Origin of the sequence: Klebsiella sp. DY2415, assembly GCF_026314315.1 — a bacterium.
Taxonomy (GTDB): domain Bacteria; phylum Pseudomonadota; class Gammaproteobacteria; order Enterobacterales; family Enterobacteriaceae; genus Klebsiella; species Klebsiella ornithinolytica.
The window spans coordinates 1137800-1150652 of record NZ_CP111115.1 but is presented as its reverse complement, the minus strand read 5'-3'; the positions used below and the strand labels follow the sequence as shown (position 1 = coordinate 1150652).

12 protein-coding genes are annotated in these 12853 nt (G+C 60.3%); 9 read left to right on the top strand and 3 right to left on the bottom strand.

Going from position 1 to position 12853, the window contains the following annotated elements; all coding sequences use genetic code 11:
* Positions 1-99: 99 nt before the first annotated feature.
* From srlA to gutQ, 7 genes are all read left to right on the top strand, one after another.
* Complete coding sequence (gene srlA / locus OQV00_RS05460; protein WP_004866844.1) at positions 100-663, top strand: PTS glucitol/sorbitol transporter subunit IIC; 564 nt, start codon at positions 100-102, stop codon at positions 661-663.
* Positions 660-1637 (top strand): PTS glucitol/sorbitol transporter subunit IIB, encoded by a 978-nt coding sequence (srlE, locus tag OQV00_RS05455; RefSeq protein WP_004866845.1) that lies wholly within the window; start codon positions 660-662, stop codon positions 1635-1637. The genes srlA and srlE overlap by 4 nt, the downstream gene beginning before the upstream one ends.
* A gap of 13 nt (positions 1638-1650) precedes the next feature.
* A complete protein-coding gene (gene srlB / locus OQV00_RS05450) occupies positions 1651-2013 on the top strand; it encodes a PTS glucitol/sorbitol transporter subunit IIA (RefSeq protein WP_015585885.1) in 363 nt (120 codons plus the stop codon).
* Between the two features lie 17 nt (positions 2014-2030).
* Positions 2031-2810 (top strand): sorbitol-6-phosphate dehydrogenase, encoded by a 780-nt coding sequence (gene srlD / locus OQV00_RS05445; RefSeq protein WP_004866849.1) that lies wholly within the window; start codon positions 2031-2033, stop codon positions 2808-2810.
* 64 nt (positions 2811-2874) lie between these two features.
* On the top strand, positions 2875-3234 hold the full coding sequence (gutM, locus tag OQV00_RS05440) for a transcriptional regulator GutM (RefSeq protein ID WP_069476488.1): 360 nt from the start codon (positions 2875-2877) through the stop codon (positions 3232-3234).
* A gap of 71 nt (positions 3235-3305) precedes the next feature.
* A complete protein-coding gene (srlR, locus tag OQV00_RS05435) occupies positions 3306-4079 on the top strand; it encodes a glucitol operon DNA-binding transcriptional repressor SrlR (protein WP_004866853.1) in 774 nt (257 codons plus the stop codon).
* A complete protein-coding gene (gutQ, locus tag OQV00_RS05430) occupies positions 4072-5037 on the top strand; it encodes an arabinose-5-phosphate isomerase GutQ (RefSeq protein WP_266279967.1) in 966 nt (321 codons plus the stop codon). Before srlR ends, gutQ begins: the two co-directional genes overlap by 8 nt.
* Here the strand turns inward: gutQ and norR are convergent.
* Positions 5000-6544: a nitric oxide reductase transcriptional regulator NorR gene (gene norR / locus OQV00_RS05425; RefSeq protein ID WP_266279965.1), complete on the bottom strand. Its 1545-nt coding sequence runs from the start codon at positions 6542-6544 to the stop codon at positions 5000-5002. The two genes, gutQ and norR, sit on opposite strands and share 38 nt — an antisense overlap.
* Positions 6545-6731: 187 nt before the next feature.
* On the opposite strand from norR, the gene norV reads away from it, so the two are divergent.
* Positions 6732-8180 carry an anaerobic nitric oxide reductase flavorubredoxin gene (norV, locus tag OQV00_RS05420; protein ID WP_044349640.1) on the top strand — a complete coding sequence of 483 codons (1449 nt, stop codon included), beginning with the start codon at positions 6732-6734 and terminating at the stop codon, positions 8178-8180.
* Positions 8177-9310 (top strand): NADH:flavorubredoxin reductase NorW, encoded by a 1134-nt coding sequence (gene norW / locus OQV00_RS05415; protein ID WP_004866860.1) that lies wholly within the window; start codon positions 8177-8179, stop codon positions 9308-9310. The genes norV and norW overlap by 4 nt, the downstream gene beginning before the upstream one ends.
* Before the next feature lie 263 nt (positions 9311-9573).
* Here the strand turns inward: norW and OQV00_RS05410 are convergent, their stop codons facing one another.
* Together OQV00_RS05410 and hypF are read right to left on the bottom strand one after the other, a co-directional pair.
* Positions 9574-10620 (bottom strand): HoxN/HupN/NixA family nickel/cobalt transporter, encoded by a 1047-nt coding sequence (locus OQV00_RS05410; protein ID WP_004866862.1) that lies wholly within the window; start codon positions 10618-10620, stop codon positions 9574-9576.
* Complete coding sequence (gene hypF, locus OQV00_RS05405; protein WP_266279962.1) at positions 10617-12851, bottom strand: carbamoyltransferase HypF; 2235 nt, start codon at positions 12849-12851, stop codon at positions 10617-10619. Before hypF ends, OQV00_RS05410 begins: the two co-directional genes overlap by 4 nt.
* Positions 12852-12853 lie beyond the last annotated feature (2 nt).

The window sequence follows — 12853 nt, the reverse complement described above, 5'->3', positions numbered from 1 at the left end:
CCTTTCATTTTGCGATCAATTTAACACTTTTAAACCTTTCAAAATGATTAAAATGAGCTGCCAGTTAGCAAGAAAAATAACACTCTGAAGGAGAGAACAATGATTGAAGTCATTACCCACGGCGCCGAATGGTTTATCGGCCTGTTTCAGAAGGGGGGCGAGGTATTTACCGGTATGGTTACCGGGATCCTGCCGCTTCTGATCAGTCTGCTGGTGATCATGAACGCGCTGATCAACTTTATCGGTCAGCAGCGGATCGAAAAGCTGGCGCAACGCTGCGCCGGCAATCCGATCTCACGCTATCTGCTGCTGCCCTGCATCGGCACCTTTGTGTTCTGTAACCCTATGACCCTGAGCCTCGGGCGCTTTATGCCTGAGAAGTACAAGCCCAGCTACTACGCGGCAGCCTCTTACAGCTGCCACTCTATGAATGGCCTGTTTCCCCATATCAACCCCGGCGAGCTGTTTGTCTATCTCGGGATTGCCAGCGGCCTGACCACGCTTGGCCTGCCGTTAGGTCCGCTGGCGGTGAGCTATCTGCTGGTAGGACTGGTCACCAACTTCTTCCGCGGTTGGGTCACCGATCTGACCACCTCGATTTTTGAGAAAAAAATGGGCATCCAGCTTGAGCAAAAAGTCCATCTTTCCGGAGCAACCTCATGACCCGTATTCGTATTGAAAAAGGCGCCAGCGGCTGGGGCGGCCCCCTTGAGCTGGACGCCGTTGCCGGTAAAAAGATCGTCTACATTACCGCCGGTACCCGCCCGGCAATCGTCGACAAGATCGCCAGTCTGACCGGCTGGCAGGCCGTCGACGGGTTCAAAGAAGGCGAGCCGCCGGAAGAGGAGATCGGCGTTGCCATTATCGACTGCGGCGGCACCTTGCGCTGCGGCCTCTACCCAAAACGTCGTATCCCGACCGTCAATATCCACGCCACCGGCAAATCCGGCCCGCTGGCGCAATATATCGTCGAAGATATTTACGTCTCCGGGGTGAAAGAGGAGAACGTTCGCCTGTTGACCCACGATGGCGCAGCGGCGCCCGAAACCAAGCCGGGCCAGTCGGCCCCGCGGGATTACGATACCAGCAAAAAAATAACCGAGCAGAGCGATGGCCTGCTGGCGAAGGTCGGTATGGGAATGGGCTCCGTGGTGGCGGTGCTGTTCCAGTCCGGACGCGACACCATCGACACGGTGCTGAAAACGATCCTGCCGTTTATGGCTTTCGTCTCGGCACTGATCGGCATCATCATGGCCTCCGGCATCGGCGACTGGATTGCCCACGGTCTGGCCCCGCTCGCCAGCCATCCTCTTGGCCTGGTCACGCTGGCCCTGATCTGCTCCTTCCCGCTGCTGTCGCCGTTCCTCGGCCCTGGCGCGGTTATCGCTCAGGTCATTGGCGTGCTGATCGGCGTGCAGATTGGCCTCGGCAATATTCCCCCGCACCTTGCGCTCCCGGCGCTGTTCGCCATTAACGCCCAGGCCGCCTGCGATTTTATTCCGGTTGGGCTGTCGCTTGCCGAAGCCCGTCAGGACACGGTGCGCGTCGGCGTTCCTTCGGTGCTGGTAGGACGTTTTCTGACCGGTGCGCCGACGGTGCTGATCGCCTGGTTTGTGTCCGGATTTATTTACCAATAAGAGGTTCCTGAAGATGACCGTGATTTACCAGACCACGATTACGCGCATCGGCGCCAGCGCGACGATGGCGCTCGAAGAACAGATGTTGATTACCTTTCGCGAAGGCGCGCCGGCGGACATTGAAGAGTATTGCTTTATTCATAACCACGGCGAATTTTCCGGCGCGCTGGCGCCGGGCGCGGAGCTCCAGCTTGGCGAACAACGCTTTCCGGTGACCGCCGTCGGCGATGTTGCCGAGCAAAATCTGCGCGAGCTGGGCCATATCACGCTGCGCTTTGATGGCCATAGCGAAGCGGAGTTTCCGGGGACGGTCCACGTGTCTGGCCCCGTGCCGGACGCGATCGCCCCCGGCTGTATATTGAAATTTGTTGCATGAGTTGTCAGGAGAAGACTATGAATCAGGTTGCTGTTGTCATCGGCGGTGGACAAACCTTAGGCGAGTTTCTGAGCCGGGGCCTTGCCGCACAGGGGTATCGGGTTGCCGTTGTGGATATCCAAAGCGATAAAGCCACGCGCGTCGCGCAGGCTATCAACGACGAATATGGAGAAGGAACGGCGTACGGTTTTGGCGCCGATGCCACCAGCGAGGCCAGCGTGATGGCCCTCGCCCGCGGCGTGGACGAAATATTCGCGCGGGTGGATCTGTTGGTGTATAGCGCCGGGATCGCCAAAGCGGCCTTTATCAGCGATTTCGCGCTCGGTGATTTTGACCGCTCGCTGCAGGTGAATCTGGTGGGCTACTTCCTCTGCGCTCGCGAATTTTCACGGCTGATGATTCGCGATGGGATCAAGGGGCGTATTATTCAGATCAATTCCAAATCCGGCAAAGTCGGCAGCAAGCACAATTCCGGCTATAGCGCAGCGAAGTTTGGCGGCGTCGGGCTGACCCAGTCGCTGGCGTTGGATCTGGCGGAATACGGCATTACCGTTCACGCATTGATGCTGGGCAACCTGTTGAAATCGCCGATGTTCCAGTCACTGCTGCCGCAATATGCCAGCAAGCTGGGCATTGCCGAGGACGAAGTCGAGCAGTATTACATCGACAAGGTGCCGCTGAAACGCGGCTGCGACTATCAGGATGTCCTGAACGTACTGATGTTTTACGCCAGCCCGCAGGCCTCTTACTGCACCGGGCAATCCATCAACGTCACCGGCGGGCAGGTGATGTTTTAACCGCCGGTTCCCGGGTCGCGTCGCGATCCGGGTTCTTCCCGACGCCACGCCTTAAGGAGATTTTATGGTTAGCGCATTAATCACCGTCGCCGCCATCGCCTGGATCGCCCAGCTCGCCTTCGGCGGCTGGCAGATCCGCCGCTTTAACCGCGAGTTCGATAAACTCTGTCAGCAGGGCCGCGTCGGCGTCGGGCGTTCATCGGGCCGCTTCAAACCGCGCGCGATCGTCGCCATCGCCTTTGACGACCACGATCGCGTCAGCGATACGCTGCTGATGCGAGGAGTGACCGTCTTCGCCCTCCCGCAAAAAATCCCCGCGATAAAAGGGCAATATCGTGAGGAATTGCGGCCAGATATGATCTTTCCCCAGGATCCGCTCTGTCAGAATGCTCTATCATTAGCGCTTAAACCGAAACATGTATAATTTCGTTGTAAAAGTAAATATCTTGCGAAATTATCACTTCGAAACTTAACGCAGGATAGGATATTACCGCTATGAAACCACGTCAGCGCCAGGCAGCCATTGTTGAGCACCTGCAAGCGCAGGGTAAATGCTCGGTTGAAGAGCTGGCGCAACACTTCGACACCACCGGCACCACCATCCGCAAGGATCTGGTGATCCTCGAAAATGCCGGCACCGTTATTCGCACCTACGGTGGCGTGGTCCTCAACAAAGATGAGCCCGACCCGCCTATCGATCATAAGACGCTCATTAACACCCATAAAAAAGCGCTGATCGCCGAAACCGCGGTGCACTACATCCACGATGGCGATTCGATCATCCTCGATGCCGGCAGCACGGTGCTGCAAATGGTGCCGCTGCTCAGCCGCTTCAATAACATCACGGTCATGACCAACAGCCTGCATATCGTCAACGCCCTCTCCGAGCTGGATAATGAACAAACGATCCTGATGCCCGGCGGCACCTTCCGTAAGAAATCGGCCTCCTTCCACGGACAGCTGGCGGAAAACGCCTTCGAGCAGTTCAGCTTCGACAAACTGTTTATGGGGACCGACGGCATCGACCTGAACGCCGGCGTTACGACCTTCAACGAGGTTTATACCGTCAGTAAAGCGATGTGCAATGCCGCCAGAGAAGTGATCCTGATGGCCGACTCATCAAAATTTGGCCGTAAGAGCCCGAACATCGTCTGCGGCCTCGAGCGCGTGGATAAGCTGATTACCGATGCCGGTATTGACCCGACATTCCAGCGGGCGCTGGAAGAGAAAGGCATCGAAGTGATTATTACTGGAGAAGAACATGAGTAACTTTCTGTTAGAAGCCGGACGCCAGACCCTGATGCTGGAGCTACAGGAGGCCAGCCGCCTGCCTGAACGCCTGGGCGACGACTTCATCCGCGCGGCGGAAACCATCATCCACTGCGAAGGGAAACTGGTAGTCTCCGGTATCGGTAAATCAGGCCATATCGGCAAAAAGCTGGCGGCCACTTTCGCCAGTACCGGCACCCCGGCCTTTTTCGTCCATCCGGCGGAGGCGCTGCACGGCGATCTCGGGATGCTTGATGGTCGTGACGTGATGTTATTTATCTCCTACTCCGGCAGCGCCAAAGAGCTGGATCTTATCGTCCCGCGCCTGGAAGAGAAAGGGATCCCGCTGCTGGCGATGACCGGAAAATCGCAATCCCCGCTAGCGCTGGCGGCAAAAGCGGTACTGGATATCGCCGTCGAACGCGAAGCCTGCCCGATGCATCTGGCCCCCACCTCCAGCACCGTCAACACCCTGATGCTCGGCGACGCGCTGGCAATGGCGGTGATGCAGGCCCGCGGTTTCAATGAAGAAGATTTCGCCCGCTCACACCCCGCCGGCGCCCTCGGCGCGCGGCTGCTGAACAAGGTTCACCATCTGATGCGCCGCGATGACGATGTCCCACGCGTCGACCTTGGTACCCGCGTGATGGACGCGATGCTGGAGTTAAGTCGTACCGGGCTGGGTCTGGTCGCGGTCTGCGATGCGCAAAACCGCGTGCAGGGCGTCTTCACCGATGGCGACCTGCGCCGCTGGCTGGTCGGCGGCGGGACGCTCAACGATGCCGTTGCCCAGGCGATGACCCGCAACGGCGTCACCCTGCAGGCGGAAAGCCGCGCGGTCGAAGCCAAAGAACGGCTGATGAAGCACAAAATCAGCGCCGCCCCGGTGGTCGACGAAAACGGCCTTCTGGTTGGGGCAATTAACCTGCAGAACTTCTATCAGGCCGGGATTCTTTAAGCCCCAGACGCTTCGCCAGCCGGTGCAGGTTGGCGACATCAAGCTCCAGCGCGCGGGCGGCAGCGGCCCAGTTGCGATGGTTATCCGCTAACGCGCGGGAAATCGCCTCGCGCTGGAATGCCTCGGTCGCCGCGCGCAGATTGATCGCCGGCATCGGCAGCGCCGGTGTCGTGGCCGGCAGCCCGGGCGCGTCGACGGCAAACTGAAAATGCGCCGGATCGAGCCGCACCTCGTCGCCAGCCTGCGTCGCCCGCGCCAGCACCACCCCGCGATGAATCGCATGTTCCAGCTCGCGCACGTTGCCAGGCCACGGCCAGCTGCGCAGACTTGCCCGCGTGGCATCGCTCAGCACCACCTGCGCCAGCCCCATCCGCAGGCGGCACTGTTCGCAGAAATATCCCGCCAGCAGCACCACGTCATCGTCGCGATCGCGCAGCGCCGGCACCGAGAGCGGAAACACGCTCAGGCGGTGATAGAGATCGGCGCGAAAACGGCCGGCAATCACCTCCTGGCGCAGATCGCGGTTGGTGGCCGCCAGTACCCGTACATCAACCCGCAGGCTGCGATCGTCGCCCACGCGTTGGATATCGCCATACTGCAATACGCGCAGCAGTTTGGCCTGTAGCGCCAGCGACAGCTCCCCAATCTCATCAAGAAACAGGGTCCCGTTATCGGCCATTTCAAACTTGCCGCTGCGGTTGCTGATAGCCCCGGTAAACGCCCCTTTCACATGCCCGAACAGCTCGCTTTCCGCCACGCTCTCCGGCAGCGCCGCACAGTTCAGATAGATCAGCGGATTGGCCGCCCGCGGCGACCCTTGATGAACCGCTTTCGCCACCAGTTCTTTGCCGGTGCCGGTTTCGCCGCTAATCAACACGTTCAAATCCGACGCGGCGACGATATCAATCTCTTTTTTCAGCTGCTGTATCGGCGCCGACAGGCCGATAATCTCCTGACGGTCGGGGGGCGTATAGCTCGCGCTCGCCTCCGGCAGCACGTTCTGATTTTCGAGACGGGCAATGAGCAGCGCGTTATTCAGCGCTCCTGCCACCAGGGCGGCAATCAGCCGTAGCTCCTCATCGCTAAAGCTATTGAAACGGTCGGCGTCCATACCGTCCAGGGTCAATGCGCCTATCAGGGTTTGTCCGGCAAACAGCGGCAGCCCAACGCAGGCGTGAACCTTGAGACTCTCCTGGCCGGGAATCAGCCCGTCATAAGGGTCGGGCAGATCGCTGTCCGCCGGGAAGCGCACGACGTCCCCCGCGCGAGCAATCGCCTCCAGCCGCGGGTGCCCGGCCAGCGCAAAGCGTCGCCCCAGCACATCCTGCGCCAGTCCGTCGATCGCTAGCGGCACAAACTGATGGGCGTCGTAGCGCAGCAGCGCCGAGGCATCGCATCCCAGCACCTGCCGTAGGGTGGCGATCAGACGCGAGAATCGGTCGGCGTGACCAATATCGCTTTGTAAATCAATGGCGATTTTCGCCAGTACCTGCAGGGAAAAGCTCATTGCAGCCTCATTGTCATTTTGACACCATTAATTGTCATAACGACTATTTTAACCATTGTCATTTTGACATCAATTAGTTTAGCGAAAAACATTAAAAACATTAAAAATCAATCAATTAAAAAGTTGGCACGTAACTTGATATAAGCAACTCATCTTATTTGAACACGCTGAATTAATTGAGGTTGCTATGTCTATTCTGGTTAAAAATAACATTCATTGGGTTGGCCAACGTGACTGGGAAGTGCGTGATTTTCACGGCACCGAATACAAAACGCTGCGCGGCAGCAGCTATAACAGCTATCTCATCCGGGAAGAGAAAAATGTCCTGATTGATACCGTCGATCATAAATTCAGCCGCGAGTTCGTGCAGAACCTGCGTAGCGAGATCGATCTTGCCGATATTGACTACATCGTGATTAACCACGCGGAAGAAGACCATGCCGGCGCGCTGACCGAATTGATGAACAGTATCCCGGATACGCCGATTTACTGCACCGCCAATGCCATTGACTCCATAACCGGCCATCACCATCACCCGGAGTGGAATTTTAAGGTGGTGAAAACCGGAGACAGCCTCGACATCGGCAACGGCAAGCAGCTGATCTTCGTCGAAACGCCCATGCTGCACTGGCCGGACAGCATGATGACCTATATGACCGGCGATGCGGTCCTGTTCAGCAACGACGCCTTCGGCCAGCACTATTGCGACGAGCACCTGTTTAATGACGAAGTCGACCAGACCGAGCTGTTCGAGCAGTGCCAGCGCTACTATGCCAACATCCTGACCCCGTTCAGCCGCCTGGTGACGCCAAAAATCACCGAAATTCTCGGCTTCAACCTGCCGGTCGACATGATAGCCACCTCCCACGGCGTGGTCTGGCGCGACAACCCGACCCAAATCGTCGAGCTGTACCTGAAATGGGCCGCCGATTACCAGGAAGACCGCATCACGCTCTTCTATGACACCATGTCGAACAATACCCGCATGATGGCCGATGCTATCGCCCAGGGAATTACCGACGTGGACCCGCGCGTGGCGGTGAAAATCTTCAACGTCGCCCGTAGCGATAAAAACGAAATACTGACCAACGTCTTCCGCTCAAAAGGGGTGCTGGTCGGCACCTCGACCATGAATAATGTGATGATGCCGAAAATCGCCGGACTGGTTGAAGAGATGACCGGCCTGCGTTTTCGCAATAAGCGCGCCAGCGCCTTCGGCTCTCACGGCTGGAGCGGCGGTGCGGTCGATCGCCTGTCCACCCGCTTACAGGATGCCGGTTTTGAAATGTCCCTGAGCCTGAAGGCCAAATGGCGCCCGGACCTCGACGCGCTGGAGCTGTGCCGCGAACACGGCCGTGAAATTGCCCGCCAGTGGGCGCTCTCCCCGCTGCCGGTCGCCGCAGTACAAACCGCGCCGGAACAAGAAAACTGCGCCTGTGCCGCGGCAGCAGCAGCCGATCTCGGCCCGTCGATGCAGTGCAGCGTCTGCCAGTGGGTTTACGATCCGGCGAAAGGCGAACCGAACCAGGATGTCCAGCCGGGGACGCCGTGGAGCGAGGTCCCGGATAACTTCCTGTGCCCTGAGTGCTCTCTCGGCAAAGATGTCTTTGACGTTCTGGCAACGGAGGCAAAATGAGTGATGGCATCGTCATCATCGGCTCGGGCTTTGCGGCCCGTCAGCTGGTGAAAAATATCCGCAAGCAGGATACCCACATTCCGCTGACGCTGATCGCCGCCGACAGCATGGATGAGTACAACAAACCGGACCTCAGCCATGTGGTCAGCCGCGGCCAACGTGCCGACGATCTGACCCTGCAAACGGCGGGCGAATTCGCCGAGCAGTACCATCTGCGTCTGTTCCCGTACACCTGGGTCAGTGACCTCGACGCCGCAGCGAAAGTGGTGAAAAGTCAGGATCGCGAATGGCGCTACGACAAGCTGGTACTGGCCACCGGCGCCGCACCGTTTATCCCGCCGGTACCCGGGCATGAACTGATGCTGACCCTCAACAGCCAGCGCGAGTACGGCGCCGCGCAGAGTCAGCTCCACGATGCGCAACGCGTGCTGATCGTCGGCGGCGGCCTGATTGGCTGCGAGCTGGCGATGGACTTCTGCCGCGCCGGGAAGGCGGTGACGGTAGTCGATAACTCCGCCAGCGTGCTCTCAGCATTGATGCCGCCGGAGGTCAGCAGCCGTCTGCAGCATCGGCTCACCGATATGGGCGTACACCTGATGCTGAAAACGCAGCTTGAAGGGCTGGAGCAAACCGCCGACGGCATTCGCGTCAGCCTCGACCGTCAGCGCAGCGTCACCGTCGATGCGGTGGTCGCCGCCGCCGGTCTGCGCCCGGAAACGGCGCTGGCGCGCCATGCCGGGTTGATGATTCGTCGTGGCGTGGTGGTGAACAGCCGGTTGCAAACCAGCGATCCGGCAATTTACGCCCTCGGCGACTGCGCGGAAATCAATGGCAGCGTCCTGCCGTTTCTGCAGCCGATTTTACTGAGCGCGATGTGCCTCGCTAAAAACCTGCTGTCGCAGGCGAACGAACTGACGCTGCCGCCGATGCTGGTGAAGGTTAAAACGCCGGATCTGCCGCTGCATCTGGCCGGTGAGACACAGCGGGACGATCTGACGTGGAATCTGGTTGCCGCCAAAGAGGGGGTGGTGGCGAAAGGGGTGGATGCCGCCAACCAGCTGCGCGCCTTTGTGGTCAGCGAGGACCGAATGAAAGAGGCCTTTGCGTTGCTCAAACAATTGGTGCGTTAAGCGGCCCGAACGGGCGTTATTCCCGGGTCGCGGCGTAAACGCCCTACCCGGGCGACCGATTCTGCGCCGTTATTTTGCCGGGTGGCGCGATGCTTACCCGGCCTACATTTCGACCCTCACCCCGTAGGCCCGCGCAAGCGTAGCGCCGCCGGGCAGCACACCCGCTGTGCGCTTTTGTGGTCATACAGCTCGCCCCTCACTCCGTAGGCCCGCGCAAGCGCAGCGCCGCCGGGCAGCAGACCGGCCTGGCTCAGGTAGCCCGGCTAAACGCCGCGAGAGCCGGGGGAATCTGCAACCTGGCGCGCCAGATTATCGTATCCGCGCCAGCGGTAGTTCAGCACCGACAGCACCCAGCAGGCGACAAACAGCCCGATGACCACAAAACCGGCGTCGCCGAGATTATCGTTCAGCGCGGCGACCCAGCGCCATAGCCCGCCGCTGAACGAAAACTTGTCCATCAGCAGCCCCAGCGCTTCCAGACCACCGATAAATAACGCCACCACTACCGACGTGCCGGTAATGGTCATATTGTAATAGAGCTTGCGCTGCGGCTTGCTAAACGCCCAGCCGTAGGCGCCGACCATCAGCACATTATCGAGGGTATCCACCAGCGCCATCCCGCTGGCAAACAGCGCCGGGAAGACCATGATCGACCAGATAGACATTCCGCTTGACGCGCTGGCGGCAGAAATCCCCAGCACGCCGATTTCGGTGGCGGTATCAAATCCGAGGCCAAACAGAAAGCCCACCAGATACATCTGCCAGCTACGGCTAATCAGACGAAAAGTTTTACCGAACAACCAGCTCATCATGCCGCCGCCGGTCGCCACCTCATCGCTCACCTTACCGCCTCTCTTCCACGTGCGAAAGCTGCGCCAGACGCTGCGTAAAATCACCAGGTTGATAAACGCCATCAGCAATAAAAACAGCGCCGACACCGCGGTGCCAATCACGCTGCCGGTATCATGCAGCCAGCTCATCTGCTGGCCGAAAGCGGTGGCGGTGGCGGCAATCGCCGCCGAAGCCAGCACCACAATCGACGAGTGGCCAAACGAGAACCAGGCTCCGACGGCAAAAGGCCGACGCCCCTGCTGCATCATTTTGCGGGTGACGCTGTCGATCGCCGCAATATGGTCGGCATCGACCGCATGGCGCAATCCGTATCCCCAGGCCAGCAGACTCGCCGCCATCAGCGCGCCGCTATCGCCAAACGCCTGCCAGGCCCAGCCCCAGGCGAGCAGATTTGCCACAACCAGTCCCAACACCAGCGCAGCGGCACGCGGCTGCTGGCGTAAAATTGTCACTATCATGATGATACCCTGTGAGCCTGCCAGCGGGCTGCGGCCACGACCGCCTGACCAAACGCGATGGCCCCATCTCCGGCAGGGAGCTGCTGCGGAAACAGCAGAGTAAAATCCGCCAGATAAAAGGTCAATCGTGAGACCAGCAGCCGGTTATGCAACACGCCGCCGCTGAATGTCAACGTAGTCATCCCGCGCGACGTTGCACAATCGCGCGCCATCGCGGCCACTCCGCAGGCCAGCGCATCATGAAAGGCCCAGGCTTTTTGTTCGCGGCTCGCCCGCCATCCCAGCCACTGCGGCCAGAAGGTGGCCAGATCCAGCTCGCCCGCCTGCCACGGCAGGCGAACAGGATGCGCAACGCCATCGCAAGCGGTGGCCTGCGCCTCCAGCCGGCAGGCCGCCTCCCCCTCATAGCTCAGGCAGTCCGGCGCGCAGCCCAGCGCGCAGGCCACGGCATCGAACAGGCGTCCGCAGGATGACGCCTTCGGCGCATTCATTCCCCGGTCAATAGCCCGCGCCAGCAGCGGCCAGTTGTGCTGGCGCAGCGCCGCGGTTTGCGCATCGTTTTGCCAGTCGTCAACGTAGGCCAGGCAGTGGGCCAGCAGATTACGCCACGGCTGACGAGCCGCCAGGTCGCCGCCGGGAAGCGCCACCGCCGGCAATCCGCCCAGGCGTTCACACTCCCGGTAATTCACCCGCAGACACTCGCCGCCCCACAGCGCACCGTTTTCCCCCATGCCGATACCGTCGAGGACCACGGCAATCACATCGCCGCCATCCAGCGGCCAGCCGTGTTCCGCCAGGCAGGCGGCGGCATGGGCATGATGATGCAGGACGCGCTCAACCGGCAGCGCCAACGAGGTCGCCCACTGCGTCGAACGGTAGCCCGGATGCGTATCGCTGACCACCAGGCTGGGGTTAAAGCCATAAACCGCCTGCATCAGACGCCGCGCCTGATGCCACTGCTGTTCTACGCCCTCATCGCCGAGGTCGCCGAAGTGCTGACTCAGTACCGCCTGCTCTCCGCGCGCCAGACAAAAGGTATTTTTCATATCGGCGCCGAGGCACAGCAGCGGCGGCACGTCGCGAAACCCCGGCGGTAACGGCATCGCATCAGGCACATAGCCTCGCGAACGACGTAGCATTTCACCACTTTGCCGCATCACCGAGTCGTCCATCCGCTGCACGATGTCGCGGTTGTGCAGCAGAAAACCATCGGCAATCCCGGCCAAATCACGCAGCGCATCGACGTTGGCGATCGCCGGCGGCCGCCCGCTCAGGTTGCCGGAGGTCATCACCAGAGGGCGCGCCAGCGCCTGCAAAACCAGATGCTGCAACGGATTAGATGGCAGCATCACCCCCACTTCATTCAGCGCTGGCGCAATGTCGTCACACAGGCCATCGACCTGCGATTTCTCTATCAATACGATGGGTGCAGCGGGTGACGTCAGTAACGCCTGCGCCGCTGCCGGCAGGCTATCCGCCGCCGGCAGCATCACCGCCAGCGGCTTTGCCGGACGATGTTTGCGTGTGCGTAACGCCGCCACCGCGCGCGGATTACCGGCATCGCACACCAGATGAAAACCGCCCACGCCCTTGATGGCGACAATCTGCCCGGCCTGTAGCTGATGAATCGCCGCCTGCAATGCCGCTTCTCCGACCAGCGACTCGCCTTCCGCGCGCCACTCCAGACGCGGGCCGCAGTCGGCGCAGGCCACCGGCTGAGCATGAAAACGTCGGTCGCCAGGGTGGCGGTACTCGGCCTCGCAGCGCGGACAGAGTGGAAAAGGCGCCATCGAGGTAAAGGGGCGGTCATAGGGCATCGCGCGAATAATGGTGAAACGCGGCCCACAGTGAGTACAGTTAATAAACGGGTAGCGATAGCGGCGATCCCGCGGATTGTTCATCTCCGCCAGGCACGCCGGGCAGGTGGCCGCATCGGGCACAATCTGGGTACGCATACTTCCGCCGCCGCTTTCACGAATGGCGAAATCCTGCGGCAGCGTACGCCAGTGAAACGGCCGGGTTTCCACGCTGTCGATACGCGCCAGCGGCGGACAGCGGCGGGTCAGCGCGGCGAGAAACGCCGCCTCATCGCCCAACAGGCGCACCAGTACGCCGTCACCGTCGTTACATACGTCGCCGCAGCGTGCTGACTCTTGCGCCAGCTGCCAGACAAAGGGGCGGAAGCCCACCCCCTGCACTTTACCGCGAATGCGAATCTGCACCCCGTTCATCG

Excerpts from the sequence above, each read along its gene's own strand:
- srlA (WP_004866844.1), top strand. The coding sequence starts at position 100 with ATGATTGAAGTCATTACCCACGGCGCCGAATGGTTTATCGGCCTGTTT.
- srlE (WP_004866845.1), top strand. The coding sequence starts at position 660 with ATGACCCGTATTCGTATTGAAAAAGGCGCCAGCGGCTGGGGCGGCCCC.
- srlB (WP_015585885.1), top strand. The coding sequence starts at position 1,651 with ATGACCGTGATTTACCAGACCACGATTACGCGCATCGGCGCCAGCGCG.
- srlD (WP_004866849.1), top strand. The coding sequence starts at position 2,031 with ATGAATCAGGTTGCTGTTGTCATCGGCGGTGGACAAACCTTAGGCGAG.
- gutM (WP_069476488.1), top strand. The coding sequence starts at position 2,875 with ATGGTTAGCGCATTAATCACCGTCGCCGCCATCGCCTGGATCGCCCAG.
- srlR (WP_004866853.1), top strand. The coding sequence starts at position 3,306 with ATGAAACCACGTCAGCGCCAGGCAGCCATTGTTGAGCACCTGCAAGCG.
- gutQ (WP_266279967.1), top strand. The coding sequence starts at position 4,072 with ATGAGTAACTTTCTGTTAGAAGCCGGACGCCAGACCCTGATGCTGGAG.
- norR (WP_266279965.1), bottom strand. The coding sequence starts at position 6,544 with ATGAGCTTTTCCCTGCAGGTACTGGCGAAAATCGCCATTGATTTACAA.
- norV (WP_044349640.1), top strand. The coding sequence starts at position 6,732 with ATGTCTATTCTGGTTAAAAATAACATTCATTGGGTTGGCCAACGTGAC.
- norW (WP_004866860.1), top strand. The coding sequence starts at position 8,177 with ATGAGTGATGGCATCGTCATCATCGGCTCGGGCTTTGCGGCCCGTCAG.
- OQV00_RS05410 (WP_004866862.1), bottom strand. The coding sequence starts at position 10,620 with ATGATAGTGACAATTTTACGCCAGCAGCCGCGTGCCGCTGCGCTGGTG.
- hypF (WP_266279962.1), bottom strand. The coding sequence starts at position 12,851 with ATGAACGGGGTGCAGATTCGCATTCGCGGTAAAGTGCAGGGGGTGGGC.